17 protein-coding genes and 1 pseudogene are annotated in these 21,709 nt (G+C 74.9%); 8 read left to right on the top strand and 10 right to left on the bottom strand.

Annotated features, from left to right (window positions below):
* The 6 genes and pseudogenes from ABZW14_RS18705 to ABZW14_RS18680 form a co-directional block, all read right to left on the bottom strand.
* Nucleotides 1-218, bottom strand: a pseudogene (locus ABZW14_RS18705) (phosphoheptose isomerase); the annotation flags it as partial.
* Complete coding sequence (locus tag ABZW14_RS18700) at nt 218-1,435, bottom strand: glycosyltransferase (RefSeq protein ID WP_355347695.1); 1,218 nt, start codon at nt 1,433-1,435, stop codon at nt 218-220. The gene ABZW14_RS18700 and the pseudogene ABZW14_RS18705, both read right to left, overlap by 1 nt.
* Complete coding sequence (locus ABZW14_RS18695; protein WP_355347692.1) at nt 1,420-2,394, bottom strand: glycosyltransferase; 975 nt, start codon at nt 2,392-2,394, stop codon at nt 1,420-1,422. The genes ABZW14_RS18700 and ABZW14_RS18695 overlap by 16 nt, the downstream gene beginning before the upstream one ends.
* On the bottom strand, nt 2,391-4,007 hold the full coding sequence (locus ABZW14_RS18690) for an HAD-IIIA family hydrolase (RefSeq protein WP_355347722.1): 1,617 nt from the start codon (nt 4,005-4,007) through the stop codon (nt 2,391-2,393). The genes ABZW14_RS18695 and ABZW14_RS18690 overlap by 4 nt, the downstream gene beginning before the upstream one ends.
* The gene (locus tag ABZW14_RS18685) at nt 4,004-5,041 is read right to left on the bottom strand and encodes a glycosyltransferase (RefSeq protein WP_355347689.1); all 1,038 of its coding nucleotides are present in this window, start codon (nt 5,039-5,041) and stop codon (nt 4,004-4,006) included. The genes ABZW14_RS18690 and ABZW14_RS18685 overlap by 4 nt, the downstream gene beginning before the upstream one ends.
* Nucleotides 5,038-6,690 carry a carbamoyltransferase C-terminal domain-containing protein gene (locus ABZW14_RS18680; RefSeq protein ID WP_355347686.1) on the bottom strand — a complete coding sequence of 551 codons (1,653 nt, stop codon included), beginning with the start codon at nt 6,688-6,690 and terminating at the stop codon, nt 5,038-5,040. Before ABZW14_RS18680 ends, ABZW14_RS18685 begins: the two co-directional genes overlap by 4 nt.
* 237 nt (nt 6,691-6,927) lie before the next feature.
* Between ABZW14_RS18680 and ABZW14_RS18675 the strand changes: the two genes are divergently transcribed.
* Nucleotides 6,928-7,758 (top strand): YwiC-like family protein, encoded by an 831-nt coding sequence (locus ABZW14_RS18675; protein ID WP_355347683.1) that lies wholly within the window; start codon nt 6,928-6,930, stop codon nt 7,756-7,758.
* Between the two features lie 284 nt (nt 7,759-8,042).
* Here the strand turns inward: ABZW14_RS18675 and ABZW14_RS18670 are convergent, their stop codons facing one another.
* Nucleotides 8,043-9,251 carry a globin domain-containing protein gene (locus ABZW14_RS18670; protein WP_355347680.1) on the bottom strand — a complete coding sequence of 403 codons (1,209 nt, stop codon included), beginning with the start codon at nt 9,249-9,251 and terminating at the stop codon, nt 8,043-8,045.
* A 161-nt stretch (nt 9,252-9,412) separates the two neighbouring features.
* Here ABZW14_RS18670 and ABZW14_RS18665 point away from each other — a divergent pair, with 161 nt between their 5' ends.
* Both ABZW14_RS18665 and ABZW14_RS18660 read left to right on the top strand, forming a co-directional pair.
* Entirely contained in the window at nt 9,413-9,850 is a 438-nt protein-coding gene (locus ABZW14_RS18665) for an Rrf2 family transcriptional regulator (protein ID WP_355347677.1), read from the top strand.
* The gene (locus ABZW14_RS18660) at nt 9,850-10,482 is read left to right on the top strand and encodes a methyltransferase domain-containing protein (RefSeq protein ID WP_355347674.1); all 633 of its coding nucleotides are present in this window, start codon (nt 9,850-9,852) and stop codon (nt 10,480-10,482) included. The genes ABZW14_RS18665 and ABZW14_RS18660 overlap by 1 nt, the downstream gene beginning before the upstream one ends.
* Nucleotides 10,483-10,530: 48 nt before the next feature.
* Here ABZW14_RS18660 and ABZW14_RS18655 read toward each other — a convergent pair whose 3' ends face one another.
* Nucleotides 10,531-11,787 carry a hypothetical protein gene (locus tag ABZW14_RS18655; protein WP_355347671.1) on the bottom strand — a complete coding sequence of 419 codons (1,257 nt, stop codon included), beginning with the start codon at nt 11,785-11,787 and terminating at the stop codon, nt 10,531-10,533.
* Between the two features lie 283 nt (nt 11,788-12,070).
* Between ABZW14_RS18655 and ABZW14_RS18650 the strand changes: the two genes are divergently transcribed.
* Entirely contained in the window at nt 12,071-14,170 is a 2,100-nt protein-coding gene (locus tag ABZW14_RS18650; RefSeq protein WP_355347668.1) for a DNA topoisomerase IV subunit B, read from the top strand.
* Between the two features lie 31 nt (nt 14,171-14,201).
* Complete coding sequence (locus ABZW14_RS18645; protein ID WP_355347665.1) at nt 14,202-16,691, top strand: DNA topoisomerase IV subunit A; 2,490 nt, start codon at nt 14,202-14,204, stop codon at nt 16,689-16,691.
* Nucleotides 16,692-16,750: 59 nt separating this feature from the next.
* On the opposite strand, the gene ABZW14_RS18640 is transcribed toward ABZW14_RS18645, so the two are convergent.
* Both ABZW14_RS18640 and ABZW14_RS18635 read right to left on the bottom strand, forming a co-directional pair.
* A complete protein-coding gene (locus tag ABZW14_RS18640) occupies nt 16,751-18,088 on the bottom strand; it encodes a solute carrier family 23 protein (RefSeq protein ID WP_355347662.1) in 1,338 nt (445 codons plus the stop codon).
* A 95-nt stretch (nt 18,089-18,183) separates the two neighbouring features.
* Nucleotides 18,184-18,822: an alpha-ketoglutarate-dependent dioxygenase AlkB gene (locus tag ABZW14_RS18635; protein WP_355347659.1), complete on the bottom strand. Its 639-nt coding sequence runs from the start codon at nt 18,820-18,822 to the stop codon at nt 18,184-18,186.
* Between the two features lie 88 nt (nt 18,823-18,910).
* Between ABZW14_RS18635 and ABZW14_RS18630 the strand changes: the two genes are divergently transcribed.
* The 3 genes from ABZW14_RS18630 to ABZW14_RS18620 all read left to right on the top strand — a co-directional run bounded on the left by ABZW14_RS18630 (nt 18,911) and on the right by ABZW14_RS18620 (nt 21,594).
* The gene (locus ABZW14_RS18630; RefSeq protein WP_355347657.1) at nt 18,911-20,095 is read left to right on the top strand and encodes an acyltransferase; all 1,185 of its coding nucleotides are present in this window, start codon (nt 18,911-18,913) and stop codon (nt 20,093-20,095) included.
* A 128-nt stretch (nt 20,096-20,223) separates the two neighbouring features.
* Complete coding sequence (locus ABZW14_RS18625) at nt 20,224-20,688, top strand: hypothetical protein (protein ID WP_355347654.1); 465 nt, start codon at nt 20,224-20,226, stop codon at nt 20,686-20,688.
* A 141-nt stretch (nt 20,689-20,829) separates the two neighbouring features.
* Nucleotides 20,830-21,594: a hypothetical protein gene (locus ABZW14_RS18620; RefSeq protein WP_355347651.1), complete on the top strand. Its 765-nt coding sequence runs from the start codon at nt 20,830-20,832 to the stop codon at nt 21,592-21,594.
* The last annotated feature ends 115 nt before the right edge of the window (nt 21,595-21,709 follow it).

The raw sequence follows: 21,709 nt of genomic DNA, 5'->3' as shown, positions 1-21,709 counted from the left end.
TCGCGGTCGTCGCGGAGTTTGCCGACGAGTTCGGCGGTGAGGTGCTGGGCCTCGGCGGCGCTGCCGCCGTTGCCGGCCACCAGCAGCCGCCCGCCCCGCGCCAGCGTCCAGGCCAGCTCGGTGCCCCAGCTCGCCAGCCGCTCGGCCTCCCGCCGGTAGGGCAGCAGCGCCGCGGCCAGCCCGGAGAGGTGGGCGTCGAGCGTGTCGTGATGGGTCATCAGACCACCGCCGGCGCGGGCCGCGACACCGTGGTCAGCGCTGAGTAGACCGCGCCGAGCTGCTCGGCGCAGCGCTTCCAGGAGTACCGGCTGCGGATTCGGTCCAGCGCCGCCGTGGCGTACGCGAAACGGCGGACCTTGTCGGCCAGGAGCCGGCGCAGCGCGGTGCCGAGCGCGCGGGGGTCGCGCGGCGGCACCAGGTCGCCGGTGAGCCCGTCCACGATGGTGTCCGCGATGCCGCCGACGTTGGTGCCGACCACCGGCACGCCGCAGGCCATCCCCTCCAGGGGAGTCAGCCCGAACGGCTCGTACCAGGGGGCCGCCACCAGCACGTCCGCCGACCGGTACCAGGCGCCCATCTCCTCGCGCGGCACCGCGCCGACCAGCTTCACCCGGTCGGCCACGCCGCACGCCTCGGCCAGCGCGGACAGCCGCCGGGCGAACGTGTCGGCGGGGAGCAGGTCGGCGGGCGGGCCGCCGACCACCACGCACTCGGCGTCCGGCACCGCGGGCAGCGCCCGGACCACCTCCAGGAAGCCCTTGCGCTCGACCATCCGGCCGACGGTGAGGATGCGGGGGCGGGCCGGGTCGCGCGGGGCGGCCGGGCCGTCGGGGCGGAAGACGGCCTGGTTGACGCCGGACGGCACCAGCGCCATCCGGGACCGGGGCACGCCCATCCGGACCAGCTCGGCGACCTCGTCCTCGCACTGCACGATCACCCGGTCCACGGCCCGGCCGAGCGTCCGCTCGTAGCCGATCCGCCCTGGTGGGCTGGTGTCCTTCGCGCCCTGGTGCCGGCGCTTGACCGTGCCCAGCGCGTGGTACGTGAGCACCGTCGGCACCCCGGTCCGGCGGCCGGCGTGCACGGTGGCCAGCCCGCTCATCCAGAAGTGCGCGTGCGCCACGTCCGGGGTCCAGCCGCCGCGCCGCCAGGTGTCCGCCAGCCAGCTGCCGAACTCGCCCATGTACGGCAGCAGCTCGTCCTTCGGCACCCGCTGCGGCGGGCCGGCCGGCACGTGGCACACCTGGTAGCCGTCCGGGGTGGACACCGCGTCGGGCAGGGCGGTGGAGTCGCGGCGGGTGTAGACACGGACGTCGTGCCCCTCGCCGACCAGCGCGGCCGCGAGTTCCGCCACGTGGGTGTTCTGGCCGCCGGCGTCCTCCTCGCCGAGGACGGCGAGCGGGCTGGCGTGCTCCGAAATCATCGCGATGCGCATGTCTCCTCCTCCATGATCCGGTCCCAGTCGGCGAGGAACCGGTCGAGCCCGAAGCGTTCCTTCGTCACCTCGCGTGCCCGCGCCCCCAGCCGGTACGCGGCGTCCCGGTCCTCGGCGAGCCAGCGGGCCGCCTCGACCAGCGTGTCCACCCGGGTGGAGAGCACACCGGCGTCGGGCGGTACGGCGTCCACGGCCTCGGTGGTGGCCAGCGCGACCACCGGCATGCCGATGGTCATGGCCTCGATGAGGCTCAGCCCGAGCGAGGTCCACCGGCACAGGTGCAGGTAGGCCCGCCGCCGGGCCACCTCGGCGTGCATCCGGTCCTGCGGCACGTCGTCGTGGACGGCCAGCCGGTCCGCCGGCAGGCCGAGCCGCTCGGGCAGCCCGGCCACCCCCATGCCGAAGACGTCCAGGGGGGCGACCGCGGCGAAGCGCGGCATCAGGTCGGTGCCGGTGACCCGCCCGCGGCGGACCGGCTCGTTGGTGACCACCGCGAGGCGGTCCAGCTCGCCGGTCCACTCCACCCTCGGCGGCACGATGCCGTGCTCGACGACCGCGGTGCGGGTGCCGCCGTTGTCCCAGAACAGCTCGTTGAAGTGGGTGACGTGGGTGAGCAGCAGGTCGTCGCGGTCGGCCATCGGGTGCCGGGTGTTCGGCACGTCGCCCTTCGGGGTGTTGTGCTCGACGTAGACGGCCGGCACGTCCCGGCCGGGCCGGCGGCCCAGCCACCGTTCGGCCAGTTCCAGTTCCTCGGGCCGTTGCAGGATCACCAGGTCGACCTCGATCCGCCCCAGCTCCTCCGGGGTCACCTCGACGGCGTTCCCCGGCCAGGCGTAGGTCCGCGCCCGTCCCAGCCCGTACGGGCCGCGGTCGGGCGTGACCGGCACCAGATACCGGTGTCTCCCGTGCACGAACGACGTCGTCCAGGAGCCGTGCACGTGCCACAGCAGAACGTTCATCTCTCTCCTCGTGGGCGACGGTGCGGGCGCGGGGCGGACGGCGGGCTCAACCCGGGGGCGAGGCGGCGGACGGCCGCGACCACCCCGGCCGGGTCGACGCCGCCCAGGCAGGGGTGCCCGGCGACCGGGCAGACGGCCGCCCGGGTGTCCCGGCAGGCCGCTCCCGCATCGCCGAGCCGGACCGTCGGCACCCGGTAGGGCCCCCACTGTCCGAACGGCACGGTCGGGGCGAAGAGGCTGACCACCGGGGTCCCGACGGCCGCGGCCAGGTGGGCCGGCCCGGTATTGCCGACCACCAGGCAGCGGGCCCCGGCGATGATCCGGGCGAGCCCGGCCAGGTCGGTCGCTCCGCCGAGGTCGGCACCGCCGGCGGCGGCGACCCGGGCGGTCAGCTCCCGTTCGCCGGGCCCGCCGGTGACCAGCACCCGGTGCCCGTCGGCCGCGAGGGCGGCCACGATCTCGGCGCAGCGCTCCGGCGGGCAGGCCCGGGCCGGGACCGACGAGCCGGGGTGCACCACCACGTACTCCCCGGCGGGCAGGTCCACGGCCGGCGCGGGCCGGTCGGCGCGGAGCCGCAACACCGGCTCGTCGCCCGCGGGCAGGGCGAAACCGGCCGCGGCGGCCAGGGAGAGCGCCCGCTCCGGTTCGGGCACCCCGACCGGCACCCGGTGCCGGACGTCGAGCAGGGACCCCGGGTAGTCGTCGCTGATCGCGCTGATCCTCGCGACGCCGGCCATCCGCAGCAGCAGGGCCAAGGGGAGCGGTGACTGGTGGAACGAGGTGAAGACGACCGCCTCGTCGGCGCCCACCGCGGCGAGCCGGGCGGTGAGCCGGCGCAGGTCCTCGGGGTCGACCGGCTCGGGGGAGCCGTCGATCCAGGGCAGCCGCCACTCGATCAGCTCGTCGACGCCGGGCAGCAGCTCCGCCGCCGCCCGGCCGCGTGGCCCGCAGAGCAGGACCACCCGTTCCGCCCCGGCCGCCACCGCGCGGATGCCGGGGCCGGTGACCAGCACGTCGCCGGCCGAGTCGCTGCGCACCACGAGCACCGTGCCGGCCCGCCCGGCGCGCGGCACCACCGGTCGCACCGCCCGGTCCCGGCGCAGGATCTCGGCCACCGCGCCGGGCAGGTCCCGAACGACGGCCGGCGCCTCGGCGACCTCCTCGGTGCGGGTGACCGGGGTGGGCACCAGGATCCCGGTGGCCCCGGCGGCGAGCGCGGCGGCCATGTCACGGCCGATGTCGCCGACCAGCACGCAGCGCCGGGGCACCGTGCCGAGCGCCCGGGCCGCCTCGTGCACCAGTCCGGGCGCCGGCTTGCGGCAGGCGCAGCCGTCGGTGTCGTCGTGCGGGCAGATCGCCCAGTGGTCGAAGGGGCCGAGCAGCTCCTCGATCCGGGCGTGCACGGCGTGCATCTGCCGCTCGGTGAAGTAGCCCCGGGCCAGCCCGGACTGGTTGGTCACCACGGCCAGCCGGAGCCCGGCCGCGCGCAGCCGGTCCAGCGACTCCCGCGCGCCGGGCAGCGGCCGGACCTTCTCCGGGTCGCCGTTGTAGGGCACGTCCTCGACCAGCGTGCTATCGCGGTCGAGCAGCACCGCGTCGTACAGGGGGCTCAGCACCGTTCCGCTCCGGCTGCCGGCGCCGTGACCACGGACCCGGCCGGGACGGCGCGGGCATGCCACCAGCCGCGTACCCAGTGGACGACGGCGAGGGGCGGGATGAGCGCGCTGGTCACCAGCATGGTGGCGACCTCGTCGGCTGTGCGCGGGCCGGGCGCGACGCGGGTCCGGGTGAACTCGGCGGTGCCGGCCGCCCAGGCGAGCGCGGCGAGGCCGCCGGCCACGCCCAGCGCCCGCCGGGCGCGGCTGGACCGCAGGGGAGCGGCGCGCAGCGTCGCGGCGGTCAGCGCCGCCGCGCCGGCCGCGGCGACCGCCACGTGCCGGGGCCGCCGGCCCGGGGGAAGGTCGAGGTCGGCGCGCCAGGCCGGTCCGTAGAGCCGGCGCAGCAGGGCGTCGTCGGCGTTGCCGCGCTGGGTGCGCAGGCTGACCCAGCGGCTCTCCGGCCGGACCGGGTGGGTCACCCGGCGCCGGCCGCGGGTCAGGTTCCAGCCGGCGCGGCGGACCCGGTGGGCCAGCTCGGCGTCCTCCCGGTAGGCGCGCGGGAAGCGCTCGTCGAACCCGCCGACGGCGGCCAGGGCCGTCCGGCGGTAGGCCATGTCCGCGGTGATCCACCGTCCCTCGGCCAGGCCCGCGGTGCCGCGTTCCCAGTCGGTGGGGCGCCGGTGCGCGGGCAGCGGCACGTCCACCGCGCCCTGCACGCCGCCGGTCCCGCCCGCCGCCGCGAGGTCGGCGCGCAGCCGCCGGGCCCAGTCCGGCGCCGGCACCACGTCGTCGTCGAGGAAGACCACCCACTCGCCGCGGGCGGCCCGCCAGCCCAGGTTGCGGGCCGCCGCCGGGCCCGCGCCGCGCCCGGTCAGCACCTTCGTGTACGCCGCGAGCGCCCCCGGCACGGCCAGCTCGCCGGTGTCGTCGCGCCGGTCGTCGACCAGCAGCAGCTCGACCTCGGGCAGCTCGTGGAACTGACCGGCGAGGGCGTTCAGCAGGGTGGCCAGGCTCGGCCGCCCCAGCGTGGGCACCACGACGCTGATCACCGGTCACCAGCCAGGGCGCGGCGGTGCACCGCGAACGGGCCGAGGGCGAGCAGGTCCACCGGGGCGGAACCGAACAGCTCCATGGCCTCGCGCGGGGTGTCCACCATGGGCCGCCCGGCGGTGTTCAGCGACGTGTTGACGACCACCGGCAGCCCGGTGCGCCGCTCGAACTCGGCCAGCAGCTCGGCCACCACCGGCTCGGTCTCCGGGTGCACGGTCTGCACCCGGGCGGTCCCGTCGACGTGGGTGACCGCCGGGATCCGGTCCCGCCACTCCGGCTTCACCCGGTGCACGAAGAGCATGTACGGGCTGGGGTAGACCCCCTCGAACAGCTCCGCGAAGCGTTCGGCGCGGACCATCGGGGCGATGGGGCGGAACTGCTCGCGGCCCTTCACGTCGTTCATCCGGCGGGTGGTGTCCGGGTCGCCGGGGTGGGCCAGCAGCGACCGGTGGCCGAGCGCCCGCGGGCCGTACTCGCTGCGCCCCTGGTACCAGGCGACGATGCCGTTGTCGGCCAGCACCCGGGCGGCCTCGGCGGCGATCGACGCGGGCCGGGTGTACGGCAGCGCCGCCCGCCGCAGCTCCGCCTCCAGCTCCTCGTCCGACCAGCCCCGGCCCAGGTCCGCGCCGGCCATCGGGGTGGACCGGTCGCCCAGCTCGCCGGCCAGGTGCAGCGCCGCGCCGAGCGCCGTGCCCGCGTCGCCGGCCGCCGGCTGCACCCAGACGTCCCGGTAGGGGCCCTCGGCCGCGATCCGCGCGTTGGCCACGCAGTTCAGCGCCACCCCACCGGCCATGGCGAGGGTGGTGGCGCCGCCGGAGGCGTCGTGCAGCCAGCGGGACAGGTCGAGGATGACCTCCTCCAGCCGCACCTGGACGCTGGACGCGAGGTCGGCGTGCTCCTCGCCGAGCTCACCACCGGCGGCGACGGCCTTGGCCATGCTCGTCCAGTCGATCCGCTCGACCTGGAAGCCGCCGTTGTCGGTGACCCGGACCAGGTCGCGGAGCAGGCCCAGGTGCTTCGGCCGGCCGTAGGAGGCCAGCGCCATCACCTTGTACTCGTCGCTGGAGTGCAGGAAGCCCAGATGCCGGGTGAGGTCCTCGTACATGAGGCCGAGCGAGTGGGGGAGCTGCTGGGAGTGCAGCGGCGAGAGCCGGCCGTCCCGGTAGACGCCGGCCAGGTGGCTGGCCACCTCGCCGCGGCCGTCGAGCACCAGCACCGCGGTGTCGTCGCCGGCCGGCGGTGCGGCCAGGCCGGCGGAGGCCGCGTGCGCCACGTGGTGCGGCACGAACCGCACCTTGTCCGGGTCCAGTCCGGGCAGCGCGGCGGCGAGGAACTGCGGCGCCCGCCGGGCGTAGTCGACCCGCAGCCAGTCCCACGGGTCGCCGAGGCCCAGCTCCGCCGCGTCGCGGCAGAGGCCGGGGTCGAACGAGTACGCCACCGCGTCGAGGCTGTCCACGTCGATTCCCGCGCTGCTCAGGCACCACGCGGCGGACAGCTCGGGCAGCTCCCAGGCGGAGAAGGGGACGGGCCGCTTGCCGTGCTTGCGGCGGCTGAACCGCTCCTCCTCGGCGGCGGCCACGACCCGGCCGTCGACCACCAGGGCAGCCGCCGGGTCGTGGAAGATCGCATTGATTCCCAGGACGCGCATGAGTGGTCCCTACCCTGGCGACCACGCCCTAACCGGTAGATCATCGACTTCTCTGAGAAGTCGAGTCTCCGCTGTGGAGCTTCGGAGTCGGGACCAAAGGCCCTGGTCGGCGCGGCAGGAAGTGGCGAAGCTGGGCAAAGTGGCGCAATTGGCTCCGGCTCCGGCGCCCGTCGCGTCCGCACCGATCCGGCCGGGAGGTTCTTCCGTTGCGGTGGTGCTGCTCACGGTCGCCCGCGGATGAGCACCGCCCGGCCGCTGCGCGCCACCGGCGCCCGGCCCGCCACCGCACCCACCTCCGGGCCCGCCTCCGGCCGGCCCGAAGCGCGGCCCGGTCGACCGGCCCGCGGCCGCCGGCACCGCTGGCTGCCGCCGCAGCACGGCGCCTGGCCCATGCTGCTCCTGCCGTACGCCGCGGCGGTCGGCGTGACCGGCCTGCGCTGGCCGCACCTGTTCGTTCTCGGCATCGGACTGTCCGGGTACCTGTTCTCCTACTACGCCCTGCTCGCGGTGAAGACCGGCCGCGCCGACCGGGTACGCCCGCAGCTCCTGGTGTACGGCGGCGCGACCGCGCTGCTCGGGGCGCCGGTGCTGCTCGCCCGCCCCGCCGTCCTCGGCTACCTGCCGCTCTACGCCGTCCTGCTCGCGGTCAACGCCGGCCACGCCCGCCGTCGCCGCGAACGCGCCCTGCTCAACGACCTCGCCTCCGTGGCGCAGAGCCTGCTCATGGTGTTCCTGGTGGCCACCGTCGCCGAGGTCCCGCCGGCCGACGTGATCGGAGTCGCGGCGGCGGTCGGCGCGTACCTGGGCGGCGCCGTGCTGTACGTCAAGACGATGATCCGGGAGCGGGGAAGCGCCCGGTACCGGTGGGCCTCGCTGGCGTACCACCTGGTGGCGCTGGCGGTGGCGGTGGTCGCCGGGTGGGGGCCGGCGGTGGCGGCGGTCTTCGCGCTGCTGCTGCTCCGGGCGGCGGTGCTGCCCGGACGGCGGCTCACCCCGCTGCGGGTCGGGCTGATCGAGATGGCCGGCACCCTGCTGGTGCTCACCGCGGTGCTCGCCCGCTGGGCCTGACGGGCGGTCAGGACTCGCCGACCCCGGACCACCCTCCTCCGCCTTTGCTCTGCAGCCGTGTACGCACCGGCAACCCTCCGTGAGTGCTGCCTATGCGGCTGCAGAGCAAAGCGGGTCCGGCGTGGGTGTCGTGGTGGGGGAGGCCCTCACGCAGGGTGGCCGTGATGAGCGTGCAGCCGGGCCGTGTCGCCGCGTGCGCCGGGTAGCGGTGCGAACAGGACCGGCTCGCGGAGACGGCGCGGGGCCGGCGCCGGGGGCTGCCCGGCACCGGCCCCGGTCGGCCCTCAGCGCAGCATGCCCGGACCGAACACCTCGTACGCGATCCGCTCGGACGGTACGCCCCGGCGCAGCAGGCCGCCCCGGACGAGGGTCATGAACGGCACCGGCCCGCACAGGTGCACGTACGCGCCGGGGGCCAGCGGGACCAGCGCCGGGTCGACGAGCCCCTCGGCGATCTCCGCCTTGACCCCGGGCAGCTCGCCGCCGGCGGCGTCCTCGTACCAGAGGCGCACCGACAGGTTCGGCAGCCGCTCCTGGAGCGCGGGCAGTTCGTGGCGCAGCGCGTGCGCGGCGCCGGTCCGGTCGGCGTGCACCAGCGTCACCGGCCGCTCGGGGGCGGTGGCCGCCAGGTGCGCCAGCGCCGACATGGCCGGGGTCAGCCCGATGCCGGCGCTGACCAGCAGCAGCGGCTCCTCGCCGCCGACCGCGCTGACCTCGCCGAACGGAGGGCTGAGGCGGAGGGTGTCGCCGACGGCCACCCGCTCGTGCAGGAAGCCGGAGACCATGCCGTCGGGCGCGCCAGCTGCGCCGCGTACCCGCTTCACGGTGATCCGCCAGTGGTCGGCGCCCGGCCGGCCGGAGAGGCTGTACTGCCGGATCTGCTGGCCACGACCGCCGCCCAGGTCGACCGCCACGGAGGTGTACTGGCCGGCGATGAAGCCGGGCACCGGACCGCCGTCGGCGGGGACCAGGGTGAACGACGCCACGTCCGGGGTCTCCGCGGTCTTCTCCCTGACCCGCCACTCGCGCCACACCGAGCCGTTTTCCGGCACCCCGGCGCCGGTGTAGAGGCGCGCCTCCCGGGCGATCAGCTCGCAGGCCAGCAGCCAGTACACCTCGTCCCAGGCCGCCGCGACCTCGGGGGTGACCGCCTCGCCGAGCACCTCGGCCACCGCGGCCGTCAGGTGCCGGCCGACGATGGTGTACTGGGTGGCGGTGATCCCCAGGGAGACGTGCTTGTGCGCGATCCGGTCCAGGATGGGCCCCCACGGCGCCGCGCCGCCCCCGGTCAGGTGCTCGGCGTACGCGACCACCGCGCCGGCCAGCGCCGCCTTCTGCGTACCGGTGGCCTGGTTGCTCCGGTTGAAGATGTTCAGCAGCTCCGGGTGGGCGGCGAACATGCGCTGGTAGAACCGGCCGGTGATCGCCTCGCCGTTGGCCTGCACGGCCGGCAGGGTCGCCGTCACCACCGCTGCTGCGGATTCCGAAAGCACGATTACTCCTCGTGGTGTCGAACGAGTCGATCTTCACTGAACAGGAATGCTCGATTCCCCTTCAGGGTCGAAGGTCCCGGGGTCGCGGTAGCGCTCGTCACACCCCGATACGGGCGGTTCGGCCCGTGCCGGAACGTGCGACCGCTGGCTAGGGTCGAGGCGTGAAGCTCAACCGGTCGACCGACATGGCCCTGCGGATCGCGATGCTGACCGCCGCGTCCCCGGCCCGGAAGACCGTGGACGAACTCGCCACCCAGCTCGCGCTGCCGCGCAGCCACGTGGCCAAGGTGGTGCAGCGGTTGCAGCGGCTGGGTGTGCTGGTGACCATCCGGGGCCGCGCCGGTGGGGTGGCCTTCGCCGAGCACGCGGGGGAGCTGACCGTCGGCCACGTGGTGCGGGCCTTCGAGGGCGACGCCGAGGTGGTCAACTGCGAGCAACCGGCCTGCCCGCTGGTCGCCGGCTGCCGCCTGCGCGGCGAGCTGCGCCGCGCCCAGGCCGCCTTCCTCGCCGTGCTCGACGGGGTACGCCTCGGTGAGCTGGCCGAGGGGGCGGCCGGTCCGCTGCTGCTCACCCTTGGCGCCTCGCCGGAACGCCCCTGATGGCGGTCTCGCATCCGATCTTCGCCCGGGTCTTCGCCCGGGCCAGCGTCACCATGGACCGGGCCGGCGCGGCCGCGCACCGGCGCCGCCTGGTCGCCGGGCTGCGTGGCCGGGTGGTCGAGGTGGGGGCCGGCAACGGGCGGAACCTCCCGCACTATCCGCCGGGCGTGACCGGGGTGCTCGCCGTGGAGCCGGAACCCCGGCTGCGCGCCCTCGTCCGGTCCGCCGCGCCCGGGGCGCCCGTGCCGGTGACCGTGGTCGCCGGCCTCGCCGAGGCGCTGCCCGTCGCCGACGGCAGCGCCGACGCGGTGGTGCTGTCGCTGGTGCTGTGCTCGGTGCCGGACCAGGCGGTCGCGCTGCGTGAGGCCCGCCGGGTGCTCCGTCCGGGCGGGCAGCTCCGCTTCTACGAGCACGTCGTCGCGGAGATCCCCGGGCTGCGCCGGGCCCAGCGACTGGCGGACGCCACGCTCTGGCCGCTGTGCTGTGCCGGCTGCCACACCGCACGGGACACGGTGGCGGCGATCCGGGCCGCGGGCTTCACCGTGGTCGAGCTGGACCGGTTCCGCTTCCCGCCGTCGGGGCTCCCGGCGCCGGCGTCGCCGCACGTGCTCGGCACGGCCGTCCGCGACTGACCCACCGCGAGGCGTCCCCGGCCGGGGACGCCTCGCGGCCGGGACGGATCAGCTCACCGTGACCGTGCCGTCCGGGGCGCGGACGCAGGAGACCGCCCGGGCGCCCGTCGCGGCGGCGCCGGTGAGGCACCGGCCGAGCACCCGGTGGCCGGCGGCGCTCGGGTGCCAGGACTCCTGGCAGGTCTGGAAGTAGGTCCCGCAGGCGTTCGCGATCCGCTGGATGTCGAGCTTGTCGTAGCCGGAGAGGCTGGTCACGAAGACGCCGGTCGGGCCGTCCATCAGCCGGATCGGGGTGGCCAGGGCGTTGCCCGGGCTGCCCGCCGACTCGCAGAGCCGGGCGCCGTCGAAGGCGCGCTGCACGTTGAGGTAGACCAGGTCGTCCTGCGGGAACTCGGCGGCCACGGTGGTCCGGACCGTGTTGACCAGGGTGCCGAGGCCCTGCGAGAAGCGCTGCCCCGGCGCGAGACTGCCGCGGTGGATCGGGCAGCCGGCCGCGTACCGCTCGGCGCCCAGGGCGCGGAACTTGTCCCGGGTGTCGTCCCGGTCGTCCTCGGTCCAGTAGCCGGAGGCCAGTTCGGCGGGGAGCGGGTTGGTGTAGTCCTGGAACACCACCCGGTGCTGGCCGTCGGCGTCGATCTGGTCGAGGGTGGTGAGCAGTTGGCGCACCGCCGCCGTGGTCTCCGCCGTCGCGGCGCTGACCTGTGCCGGGGTGGCCGGGTCGGCGTCCGTGCAGGGTTCCTGCTCGACCGGCCCGCCGAGGTACGCCCAGAACTCCCACCAGCCCGTCCAGGCGTCGGCGATGAACCGGTTGGCGCACTTCTCCGCCACGCTGCCGAAGGTGAACGAGCTGTTGTTCGAGCCGAGGCCGACCAGCACCAGGTCGATGTCGTGGGTCCGCGCCACCGCCCGGAGCTGATCGAGCTGGGCACTGACCTGCCGGCCCTTCGTCCGGCTGGCCGAGGCGGCGGCGATGTCGTAGGGCTGACCGCCCGAGCAGGCCAGGTTGAACCGGGCGGCGATGCCCGGCAGGTCCGCCTGGAACAGTGAGGCGTTCGGCGAGCGGTGGCAGAAGTAGGCGTTGCTGTTCGGGGCCGACCAGCCGGGGAAACCCTGGGCCACCCCGTTGACGTCGACCACCGGCGCGTACGCCCCGGCGCCCTCGCCGCTGATGAAGCTGTCGCCCAGCGCCACGGCGGCGGTGGGCAGGGCGGCCGCGGCGGGCCCGGCGGGCGCCACGGCGGCCGGCAGCGCCACCGAGGCGACGGCCAGCGCCGCCGCGAGCGCGGCACGTCGGAACAGGGACATGACCCGACCCCCTCACACATCGAAATGTGAAAGATTCTCCAAGGAGGCGATCAGACCACGACCGTGTGACGCCCGTCAATGGATGGAGATCCGGGCGGGCGATCGCCGCCCGGGTTCGGGAAGACACCGGCCGGGCATGTCGTTGTCGTGCACGGACGCCTCCTCGCCTCCGGGCGTGCGGCACGAGACGCCGCACCGCACCGGGTGCCACGGCTCTGTCGGAGTGCCGGGCTAGGCTCGCTCCGGCGCGCCGCGCCTGGCGATCGACGTGGGGGATCGCACGGTGAACGGCACCACACCGCCCGAGACCTGGGAGTACGACCAGTTGACCGCACAGCCTGAGACCCTGTACGGGGCCGACGACCTGACGCACCTGGAGGGCCTCGATGCCGTCCGGAAGCGCCCCGGCATGTACATCGGCTCGACCGACAGCCGTGGCGTGGGTCACCTCGTCAACGAGATCCTCGACAACTCGACCGACGAGGGTGTCGGGGGTCACGCCAAGAAGGTCGACGTGATCCTGCACGCCGACGGCTCGGTGCAGGTCGACGACGACGGCCGCGGCATCCCGACCGACGTGCACGCCAAGTCCGGCATCTCGGGCGTCGAGCTGGTGCTGACGCGGCTGCACGCGGGCGGCAAGTTCGGCGGATCGGGCTACAAGACCTCCGGCGGCCTGCACGGCGTGGGCGCCTCGGCGGTGAACGCGCTCTCCCGGCGGTTCGACGTCACCGTCCGCCGCGGCGGCAAGATCCACTCGATGTCGTTCCGGCACGGCGTCCCCGGCATCTTCGACGGCGACGGCCCGGACGCGCCCTTCACCCCCGGCCCCGGCCTCCAGATCGTCGGCGCCATGAAGCGCGGCCAGCGCACCGGCACCTCCATCCGCTGGTGGCACGACCCGCGCTACTTCGAGACCGGCGCGGCGCTCGACACCGAGGCGGTCCGGCTCAAGCTGCGCAACACCGCCTTCCTGGTCCCCGGCGTGGCCTACCGGCTGTGCGACGAGACCGGCGAGAAGCCCGTCGAGGAGAGCTTCCACTTCCCCAACGGCCTCACCGACATGGTGGACTACCTCGCCCCGGCCGGCGACCGCCCCGTCTCGGGCACCCTGCTGGTCGCCGGCGAGGGCACCTACCGGGAGAACGCCGCCGACGCCAACGGCGTCATGCAGTCCAACGTGCAGCGCCGGGCCGAGGTCGAGGTGGCGTTCCGCTGGGGCACCGGCTACGAGCGCACCGTCGAGTGCTTCACCAACACCATCCGCAACGCCCACGGCGGCACCCACCGCAAGGGCTTCGAGCGGGCCCTGGCCCGCACCCTGGCCGAGGCCGCCCGCAACACCCGCGGCCTGCTCAAGCCCAAGGAGGACGCGCCCACCCTGGACGACGTCCTGGAGGGCATGACCGCCGTGGTGCACGTGCGGATCCCGGAGCCGCAGTTCACCTCGCAGACCAAGGACGAGCTCTCCACCGCCGGCATCACGAAGGTGCTCCAGGGCCTGGTCGAGGCGCACCTCAAGGCGTGGCTGGAGGACCGGAGGACCAAGGCCGAGGCCCGCACGGTGCTCCAGAAGATCGTCGACGCGGCCCGGGTCCGGCTGACCCAGAAGCAGCAGAAGGACGCCGCCCGCCGCAAGACCGCCCTGGAGGGCGCGTCGATGCCGGCCAAGCTGGTCGACTGCCGCGCCACCGGGGTGGACCGCAGCGAGCTGTTCATCGTGGAGGGCGACAGCGCCCTGGGCACCAGCCGGATGGCCCGCTCGTCGGAATACCAGGCCCTGCTGCCGATCCGCGGCAAGATCCTCAACGTGCAGAAGGCGAACCTCCAGCAGGTGCTCGACAACGCCGAGTGCGCGGCGATCGTGCAGGTGCTCGGCGCCGGCTCGGGGCGCACCTTCGACCTCTCCGCACTGCGTTACGGCCGGGTGCTCATCATGGCCGACGCGGACGTGGACGGCGCGCACATCCGCACCCTGCTCATCACGCTCTTCGCCCGCTACATGCGGCCGCTGATCGAGGCGGGCCGGCTCTACGCGGCCATGCCGCCCCTGCACAAGATCACCACCAAGGGGCGCAACCCGCAGACCGTCTACACCTACACCCAGGCCGAGATGGAGGCGACGGTTCGCAAGCTGGAGAAGGCCGGCAAGCAGATCGTCACGCCCATCCCGCGGTTCAAGGGTCTCGGTGAGATGGACGCCGACGAGCTGTGGGAGACGACCATGAACCCGGCGACCCGGGCGGTCCGCCGGATCACCCTCGACGACGTCGAGGCCGCCGAGCGGATCCTCGAACTGCTGATGGGCGAGAAGGTCGAGCCCCGCCGCAACTGGCTCATCGAGTCGGCCGACCTGGTCGACCGCGACGCCATCGACGCCTGACCACCGGGTTCTTCGAAGGGAAAGCTGAACCATGGCACGCCGCAAGGACGACCGCGCCAAGGCGGATCTCTCCGCCTTCGACCAGGCCGGCGCCCGGGTCTTCGACAACCCGCTGGTCAACGAGGTGTCGGACTCCTACCTGGAGTACGCGTTCTCGGTCATCCACTCCCGCGCCCTGCCCGACGCCCGGGACGGGCTCAAGCCGGTGCACCGGCGCATCCTCTGGTCGATGCACGAGCAGGGTCACCGCCCCGACCGGGGCCACGTGAAGTCGGCCCGGATCGTCGGCGACGTGATGGGCAAGTACCACCCGCACGGCGACGCGGCGATCTACGACGCGATGGTCCGGCTCGCTCAGGACTTCTCGCTCAACGTGCCGCTGATCGACGGGCACGGCAACTTCGGCTCGCCCGACGACGGCCCGGCCGCCGCGCGCTACACCGAGGCCCGGATGTCCCGGGAGGCCATGCTGCTCGTCGGCGAGCTGGGCGAGGACACGGTCGACGTCGAGCCCAACTACGACGGCTCGCTGACCCAGCCCACCGTGCTGCCGGCCGCCTTCCCCAACCTGCTCGTCAACGGCGCGTCCGGGATCGCGGTCGGCATGGCCACCAACATGATCCCGCACAACCTGGCCGAGGTGGTCCAGGCGGCCCGCTGGCTGATCAACCACCCGGACGCCACGCTGGACAAGCTCATGGAGTTCGTGCCCGGCCCCGACCTGCCCACCGGTGGGCTGCTGCTCGGCCTCGACGAGGTGCGCCGCGCCTACGAGACCGGGCGCGGCGTGGTGCGGATGCGCGCCCGGGTGCAGACCGGCCCCCTGGAGGGCAGCCGCGGCCGGCAGGCCATCACGGTCACCGAACTGCCCTACGGGGTGGGCGCGGAGAAGGTCATCGCCGCCATCACCAACGAGGTCAACAAGACCAAGCGGCTGACCGGCATCGCCGACGTCAAGGACCTCACCGACCGGGAGAACGGCACCCGGCTGGTCATCGAGTGCAAGGTCGGGGTCAACCCGCAGGCGCTCCTGGCCGACCTCTACCGGCTCACCCCGCTGGAGCAGTCGTTCGGCGTCAACAACCTGGTCCTGGTCGACGGCCAGCCGCAGACCCTCGGCCTCAAGGAGCTGCTGGAGGTCTTCCTGGATCACCGCTACGAGGTGGTGACCCGGCGCAGCGCGTACCGCAAGCGCAAGCGCGAGGAGCGGCTGCACCTGGTCGACGGCCTGCTGATCGCCCTGCTCGACATCGACAAGGTGGTCCGGCTGATCCGGGCCAGCGAGGACGCCCAGGCCGCCAAGGACGGCCTCATGCAGAAGTTCAAGCTCTCGGAGATCCAGGCCACCTACATCCTGGACACCCCGCTGCGCCGGCTCACGAAGTACGACCGGCTGGAGCTGGAGGCCGAGCAGGAGAAGCTGCGCGGCGAGATCGCCGAGCTGTCGAGGATCCTCGACGACCCGAAGGTGCTGCGGAAGCTGGTCTCCGACGAGCTGGCCGCCGTGGTGAAGCAGTTCGCCGCCGACCGCCGCACCACCCTGGTCGACGGCGACCTCAAGGAGGTCCTGGCGGCCTCGGTGCCGGCGGGCCCGCTGGAGGTCGCCGACGACCCCTGCCAGGTGATCCTGTCGGCCACCGGGCTGGTCGCCCGCACCGCCGCCGAGTCGGAGGAGGCCGCCGAGGCGCGCCGGCGCAGCGGCCGGATCAAGCACGACGCCGTCCGTGCGGTGGTGCACTCCACGGCCCGCGGCCGGGTGCTTCTGGTGACCAGCGCCGGCCGGGCCTTCAAGATCGACGTGCTGCCGCTGCCGGTGCTGCCCGAGCAGTCCGGCACGGTGTCACTGCGTGGCGGCATGTCCGCCGCCGAGCTGGTGCCGCTGGAGCCGGGGGAGACGGTGGTCGGGCTGGCCCCGCTGGGGCCGCCCGCGGAGGGCTCGCCCGGGCTGGCGCTCGGCACCCGGCAGGGCGTGGTGAAGGTCTGCGCCCCCGACTGGCCGGTCCGCTCGGACGAGTTCGAGGTGATCTCGCTGCGCGACGGCGACGAGGTGGTCGGGGCGACCTGGCTCACCGACGGGGCGGAGACCCTGGCGTTCGTCTCCTCGGAGGCGTCGTTGCTGCGCTTCGCGGCGTCCGCGGTCCGGCCGCAGGGCATCAAGGGCGGCGGCATGGCCGGCATCAACCTGCCCGCCGGTGCACGGGTGGTCTTCTTCGGCGCGATCCGCACCGACGACCCGGGCCACGGTGAGCCGATGGTGGTCACCTCGACAGGCGCGACGGTCAAGGTGACGCCGTTCAAGGCGTACCCGGCGAAGGGGCGCGCGACCGGCGGCGTGCGCGCCCAGCGGTTCCTCAAGGGCGAGGTGGACCTGGCCGTGGCCTGGATCGGCCCGCGCCCGGTCGGCGCCACCGCCACCGGCGACCCGGTCGAGCTGCCCCCGGCCGACCCCCGCCGCGACGGCTCCGGCTTCGCCGTGATGCTGGGCCCCACGGTGATCGGCCACCAGATCGACCGCGACTGACCCGACGCGCGGAGGCCCGGCGGTGCTCACCGCCGGGCCTCCGCCGGACCGCTACCGGGTCAGAGTTCCGGTTCGGGCCCGCGGCGCGAGGCGGGCGTGGTGCCGCGGAGGTGCGCGATCAGTCGCATGCCGTGGTAGACGACCAGGGCGGCGGCGGTGCCCAGGGCGATGCCGTTGAAGGACAGGTCGCCGGCGGTCAGGGTGTAGTTGGCGGCGCCGACGATCACGGCGACCGCGGCGGTCATGAGGTTGACCGGGTCGTGGAAGTCCACCCGGTTCTCGATCCAGATGCGGGCGCCCAGCACGGCGATCAGCCCGTACAGGGCCGTGGTGGCGCCGCCCAGCACCCCGGCCGGCACGGTGAGGATCAGCGCGCCGAACTTCGGGCACAGACCGAGCAGCACCGCCGCGAACCCGGCCACCCAATACGCGGCCGTCGAGTAGACGCGGGTCGCCGCCATCACGCCGATGTTCTCCGCGTACGTGGTGGTGCCCGAGCCGCCCCCGGAGCCGGCCAGCACGGTGGCCACACCGTCACCGAGGAACGCCCGGCCCATGTCCCGGTCCAGGTTCCGGCCGGTCATGGCGGCGACCGCCTTGACGTGCCCGGCGTTCTCCGCGATCAGCACGAGGATCACCGGGATGACCAGCACGACGGCGCGCAGGCTGAAGCTCGGCGCGTGGAACTGCGGCAGGCCCACCCAGGCGGCCTCCTTCAGCGTGGTGACCGCCGTCTGGTCGAGCTGGCCGAGCAACGCCGCCAGCACCCAGCCGACCACCACGCCGAGCAGGATCGACAGCCGGGCCAGGAAGCCGCGGAACAGCACCGTGGTGACCAGGATCGCGACCAGGGTGATCAGCGCGATGAGCGGCTGGGCCTTGAACCCGGTGCCGCTGCCGCCGCCGTCCCAGGCCACCGGGGCCAGGTTGAGCCCGATCAGCGCCACGATGGCGCCGGTCACCACCGGCGGCATGAGGGCGTCGATCCAGCGCGCCCCGGCCAGCTGCACCACCACGCCGACCAGCGCGAGCGCCGCGCCGGCCACCACGATGCCGCCGAGCGCCGCGCCGATGCCGCCGTCGGTCTTGGCGGCCAGCACCGGTGCGATGAAGGCGAACGACGACCCCAGGTACGAGGGCAGCCGGTTGCCGGTGATCAGCAGGAACAGCAGCGTGCCGAGCCCGGAGAAGAAGAGCGTGGTGGCCGGCGGGAAGCCGGTGATCAGCGGCACCGTGAAGGTGGCGCCGAACATGGCCACCACGTGCTGCACGCCGACCCCGACCGTGCGCGGCCAGGAGAGCCGCTCGTCGGGGTGGACCACGTCGCCGGGGGTGACGGAGCGTCCGTCACCGTGCAGGGTCCAGGGGGACCAGCGGGAGGTGGTGGACTGGGTCATGGGCCGCCCTTCGCGTCGTCAGGTGACGGGGGCGTGATCGACCCTGAGAGTTGTTTCTAGCACGGCGCCGGCCGGGGCCCGGTGCCGGTCCGGTGTCACGCCACCCCGGCGGGGCGGAACTGGACGCTGACCCGGGGGCCGACCGGCCGGGCGGTCTTCGGGATCGCGTGCTCCCAGGTGCGCTGGCAGGACCCGCCCATCACCACCAGGTCGCCGTGGCCGAGCGGGAAGCGCAGGCTGGTCCCTCCGCCGCCCCGGGGCCGCAGCAGCAGCGGCCGGGGCGATCCGAACGAGACGATGGCCACCATCGTGTCGGTGTGGGCGGAGCGGCCGAGGGTGTCGCCGTGCCAGGCCACGCTGTCCCGGCCGTCCCGGTAGAGGCACATGCCGGCGGTGACGAAAGGCTCGCCCAGCTCGGCCGCGTAGTGGCCGGTGAGCGTGTCGCGCGCCGCCGTGAGCACCGGGTGCGGCAGCGGGCGGCCGGCCGCGAACCAGCAGAGCAGGCGGGGGACGTCGACCTCGGCGTCGTACATGGTGCGGCGCTCGGCCCGCCACGGCACCTCGTGCAGCAGCGTGTCGAGCACCGCGTCGGAGCCCGCCACCCAGCCGGGCAGGTGGTCGACCCAGGCGCCCCGGCTCAGCTCGTGCCGGCGCAGCCGGCCGGCGAGCGGGCCCAGCGTGGGTCCCTGCGCGGCGAAGTCGAGCATCGAGGGCTGGTACACGACGTCGGACACGCCGCCGATCGTACCCCCTGATCGAACAGGCGTACGAGGGATCGGCGCCGATCGGCGTCCGGGCATACCACCCGGTAGGGTGCCCCGGGTGACAAGCTCCCCGGCCGCCACCCGCGCCACCCGGCTGCCGTCGCTGACCGGGCTGCGTTGGATCGCCGCCCTGCTGGTCTTCGGTTTCCACGTCGGCACCATGGGGATCGTCGCCGAGCCCGACCTCCGGACGGTGGTGAACAAGGCGTTCAGCCTCGGCCTCTCCGGGGTGGAGTTCTTCTTCATCCTCAGTGGGTTCGTGCTGGTCTGGTCGTACCGCGACGGCGAGCCGCGACGCACCTTCCTGCGCCGCCGGGTCGCCAAGATCTACCCGAACCACCTGGTGACCTTCGTGGCGGCGCTGGCCGTCGCGTTCTGGTTCGCCGACCCGGTCGCACCGTGGGCCGCGATCGGCAACCTCTTCCTGGTGCAGGCCTGGATCCCGCTCGACGGCTACTTCTACAGCGTCAACAACGTGAGCTGGTCGCTCTCCTGCGAGCTGGCCTTCTACCTGTGCCTGCCGCTGGTGCTCCCGTGGCTGCGGCGGGCCCGCACCGGAGCGCTGTGGGCCGTGGTGGTCGCCGTGCCGCTGTTCATCCTGGCACTCTGGCCCGCCCAGCTCCTGGTGCCCGAGGAGAGCCGCTGGTGGTTCACCCAGATCTTCCCGGTCACCCGCTCCGCCGAGTTCTGGATGGGCGTGGCCGCGGCCGAGCTGCTGCGCCGGGGCCGCTGGCGGGGGCCGAACCTGACCGTGGCCAGCCTGCTCTTCGTCGCCACCTGGGTCGTCGCCGCGCTGTGGATCCGCGCCGAGTTCTGGGCGGCGTTGCTCGCGGCGGCGTACCTGCTGGTCATCGCCGCGGCGGCGGACGCCGACGTGCGGGGCCGGCGCACGCCGTGGCGGTCCCGCCCGATGGTCTGGCTCGGTGAGGTCTCCTTCGCCTTCTACCTGGTCCACGTGCTCGTCATGAAGACGCTGCTGCGGCTCACCGGTGACTGGGGGACCGGCCTGCCCGGGTGGTGGGGGCCGCTCGTGGTGCTCGTCTTCCTGCTGCTCAACCTCCTGCTCGCCGCGGCGCTGCACCGCTGGGTGGAGATGCCCCTGATGCGCCGCCTCGGCCCGGCGCGCCGGGCCCGTCCGGCGCCGGCCACCGCAGCACCGGCGCCCTCCGTCCCCGCCCCCCGCGCGGCCCCGGAAACGGCTGCCAGACCCGTCGAGTACGCCGGCCGGCGCGACCCCGGCTGAGCCGCGCACCCGCCTCCCGGCTTCGCCGCGTCCGCCGACCGTCCACCCTGGTCGGTGCCGCGTTTCCGGGTGGCGCGACACGCCCGGCGACCGGTGCGGTGTGGCGGCAGCGGCGCTAGTTTGTACCCGTGCTGCCGATCGCGCTCACCTGTCCCGTGTGGTGGGTGGCGCGCTGGACCGCCCGGACGCTGGCCACCCTGGCCGTGCTGGTCGCCTGCTCGTTCGGCGCGGCGACCCTGCCGCTCGGCGGGGCCGCGGCCCCGCCGGCGGCGCCCGCCGTGGTGGCCTCCGTCGAGGGTCCGGCCCTCCGGGCCGACGCCGGTCAGCACCTCCCGGCCGGAGCGGACGGGCGCGCCGCCGACGCGGTGCGCGGGGCGGCCCTCCGGGGCGGGGCCGTTGCCCCGGCCCTGCGGGACGACGCCGCCGACGGGCCGGCCCGGTCGGCCGGCGAGCCCGGGCCGGTGGCGGTGTTCATAGCCGTCACCCGGGAGGCGGACCGGGCCGTGTCCGGCACCGGCGCGGCCGGACGGCCTCTCGTCCTGGCGGGGCTGGTTCCCGCAACCGTCGGCTCCCGGGCACCGCCCGCCCGCTGACCCCCTCGCCCTCCCCACGCACCGAACCTCACCCCCGCACCCGCCCGTGAGCGGCCCGGCGGGACGCGTCGCCGCTGCGCCCGCCGCTCCCACGGGCCGTGCGGACACCTCTCCACCACGATCTCTCCCGTGAGGTGCGCCATGCCGCAGACCGTTCTCTACCGCTTCCTGACCGAGGTTCCCGAGGCCGCCGCGATCTGGTCGGCCCTGCTCCTGCTCGCCCTCGGCGTGCTCGCCGTGCTGGTCGCCCGCCCCGAGCGGGACGGGGCACCCGAGCCGGCCCCCGACCCGGCCGCCGACGAGGCCGCCCGCCGGGCCGACCTGCGCCGCTACGCCGACGAGGTGGCGGTGGCCGCCGCCGGGGCCCGGCAGACCGCCCGGCGGCGCCGGGAGCAGTGGCTCGCCGCCCACGACGAGGCCGACCGGGCCTGGCGGGCGTACGACGAGGCCGACACGGCCGCCCGCCGGCTCGCCGGCGCCGCCGCCCTGCCCGCCCCGCACACCCCGCGCACCCCCGCCGAGTACGCGGCCCGGGAGCGCTGGCTGCACCACACCGCCATGACGGCCCACTGGCGGGGCGACCTGAGCGCCCGCCAGCTCGCCGACGTCCTGGCCCACCGCAACGGGTGGGACCCGCGCCGGCACCCGGCCGAGCAGGAGATCGTCCTGGCCCGGGCGGTACGTGAGGGCCGCCGGGCCGGTTGGACGGCGGCCGCCGAGCGGGAGCGGCGGGCGTGGCGGGACGCCGAGCTGGCCGCCGAGGCGGCCCGCACCCTGGCCTCCGAGGCGTACGCGGCCACCGGCGCCCTCCGCCGCACCCCTGCGAACGACGGCACGGCGGCGCGCACGCCGGTCACCGCCACCGCCGTGGCCGGTGCACGCTGGCGCCCGGCCCGCGCCGGCTGAACCCGGGTCGACTCCCGGCTCGCGGGCGGGAATCGGCCGAATCGTTATCCGAAATCGGTGAGCCCGGTCACCCGGACCCCGGAAACGGTCATCGGGGGCAGGCGGTGCGATCGAC

Origin of the sequence: Micromonospora sp. NPDC004551 (assembly GCF_040609975.1) — a bacterium.
Taxonomy (GTDB): Bacteria; Actinomycetota; Actinomycetes; order Mycobacteriales; family Micromonosporaceae; genus Micromonospora.
Note: the sequence above shows the minus strand (reverse complement) of the source record. Positions and strands in the feature narration are given on the sequence as shown.

Bases quoted from the DNA above. Each gene is read 5' to 3' on its own strand.
- ABZW14_RS18700 (WP_355347695.1), bottom strand. From the start codon at position 1,435: ATGCGCATCGCGATGATTTCGGAGCACGCCAGCCCGCTCGCCGTCCTC.
- ABZW14_RS18695 (WP_355347692.1), bottom strand. From the start codon at position 2,394: ATGAACGTTCTGCTGTGGCACGTGCACGGCTCCTGGACGACGTCGTTC.
- ABZW14_RS18680 (WP_355347686.1), bottom strand. From the start codon at position 6,690: ATGCGCGTCCTGGGAATCAATGCGATCTTCCACGACCCGGCGGCTGCC.
- ABZW14_RS18675 (WP_355347683.1), top strand. From the start codon at position 6,928: ATGAGCACCGCCCGGCCGCTGCGCGCCACCGGCGCCCGGCCCGCCACC.
- ABZW14_RS18660 (WP_355347674.1), top strand. From the start codon at position 9,850: ATGGCGGTCTCGCATCCGATCTTCGCCCGGGTCTTCGCCCGGGCCAGC.
- ABZW14_RS18655 (WP_355347671.1), bottom strand. From the start codon at position 11,787: ATGTCCCTGTTCCGACGTGCCGCGCTCGCGGCGGCGCTGGCCGTCGCC.
- ABZW14_RS18645 (WP_355347665.1), top strand. From the start codon at position 14,202: ATGGCACGCCGCAAGGACGACCGCGCCAAGGCGGATCTCTCCGCCTTC.
- ABZW14_RS18640 (WP_355347662.1), bottom strand. From the start codon at position 18,088: ATGACCCAGTCCACCACCTCCCGCTGGTCCCCCTGGACCCTGCACGGT.
- ABZW14_RS18620 (WP_355347651.1), top strand. From the start codon at position 20,830: ATGCCGCAGACCGTTCTCTACCGCTTCCTGACCGAGGTTCCCGAGGCC.